This is a genomic window from Leptospira borgpetersenii serovar Javanica, from assembly GCF_003046425.1.
GTDB classification, from domain to species: domain Bacteria; phylum Spirochaetota; class Leptospiria; order Leptospirales; family Leptospiraceae; genus Leptospira; species Leptospira borgpetersenii.
The window spans coordinates 1-1,491 of the sequence record NZ_QAJG01000064.1 but is presented as its reverse complement, the minus strand read 5'-3'; the positions used below and the strand labels follow the sequence as shown (position 1 = coordinate 1,491).

Genomic DNA, 1,491 nt, shown 5'->3' with positions numbered 1-1,491 from the left:
CATCCAGATGTTTTATTAGAGGATGAATTTACGATTCCGACCTGAGCTCCGATCATGTTGTAGTAAACAAAGTTAAAGATTCCTACATTTAGTCCGTAGAGATTTTTTGTGTCACCGTGTAGAAGATTGAGCCGAAAGACTTCGGTTTCGGTCTGAGGCGGAATTTTGACCGTTGCCTTGGGAGTTAAAGCGACACCGCAATTGTGGAAGAGCCAATAAAAGGATAAAAAAAGAATGGGGAATTTATTTTTTTTCATAAGTTTATTTTAATTTTAGAATATTCTATTCTATGGAATTTATTTTTTCGATTTAGATCGTTATTTTCGTTTTGATCTGTTTTTGCTTCAAGGAATATCATTCTTTTACACAATAGTTAGCGACGATCATGATGGGAATCGTATTGTTGGGGCAATAATTGATGATTCCGATTTGAAATTGTTTTTGGTGTGTTTCCGATATATTGACAATTCCTATATTGAGACCCGTATCCTCTGAGTTAAGAGGAGATAGGAAACTCCTATTGATAATTCCTATGCCGATACCTGCTCCGTAATTAAAGATACCGATTGCGATATTTCCGCTTTGTATTTCAAAATTAGCCACACCGATCGAGATCCCAATTCCCGTTTCAGATTTGTGGGTATGATTAGGATCTAAACCATGCAAAGGAACTCCAAAATTGACGAGTCCGATCTTCAAACCGGCGTGTTTGTGATGGGTAAGATTGATGGCTCCAATTTGAATTCCAATTAAATTGTGAGCACCATTAGCAATTCCTAGCTGTCCTCCAAACAAATCGTTCCGCACCCCGTTGACGATTCCTACATTAAGCCCGTAAAGATTTTGATTTTCTCCGTAAGGAAGATTCAGCCTGAAAATTTCCGTCTTTGTTTCCAGTGGAAATTTTGCGGTCAATCTAGGGGTCAAGGCGATCCCGCAATGTAGTACAAATGAAGATACGATTAGAATAAAAATAGTATTAAAAACGAAGGCTTTCATCGAGTCAATGTTTGAGGAATAAACCTTTGAAGCAAGAGCTATTTATCCGGAAGATAGGTGAGATTTTTTGCAAGAGCCTTTATTTCGGTTTCAAAATAGAAGTATAGAAGGTGGTTCAAAATAACAATTCACTTAGAATTCCGAAATAAAAAGGAGTCTACCTTGATTCAGTAAGAAAATATTTACAGCTGCTCATATATAATTTCCGTTTTTTGATTTTACCATATGCCATCACCATGCTTTGCACCTATTTAAAAAGGAATATTCCTATTTTTGAATTCAATTTAAAAAATAAGCTGCTTCTTTTTCAATTCTTTAATATACTTTGGTTTATTGCACTTTTCATTTAAGTGTTCTATTTCATTCAGTCCTAAATTGGCACTATGCTTTTTGAACTCCGAATACAATGCATATATATGTTTAAAATAAACGGATTATCATTTATTACTATTAGAATGTTTGAAACTATGAAAAACCATTTTCGTTGAAAAA

2 protein-coding genes are annotated in these 1,491 nt (G+C 34.7%); both read right to left on the bottom strand.

Annotation, left to right across the window (positions count from 1 at the left end):
- Positions 1–257 (bottom strand): LA_2272/LA_2273 family lipoprotein (locus CLV95_RS18515; RefSeq protein ID WP_423790213.1); only part of this gene is annotated, 257 nt, incomplete at its 3' end.
- Between the two features lie 97 nt (positions 258–354).
- A complete protein-coding gene (locus tag CLV95_RS18510) occupies positions 355–999 on the bottom strand; it encodes an LA_2272/LA_2273 family lipoprotein (RefSeq protein WP_002723043.1) in 645 nt (214 codons plus the stop codon).
- Between the last annotated feature and the right edge of the window lie 492 nt (positions 1,000–1,491).

Excerpts from the sequence above, each read along its gene's own strand:
- CLV95_RS18510 (WP_002723043.1), bottom strand. The coding sequence starts at position 999 with ATGAAAGCCTTCGTTTTTAATACTATTTTTATTCTAATCGTATCTTCA.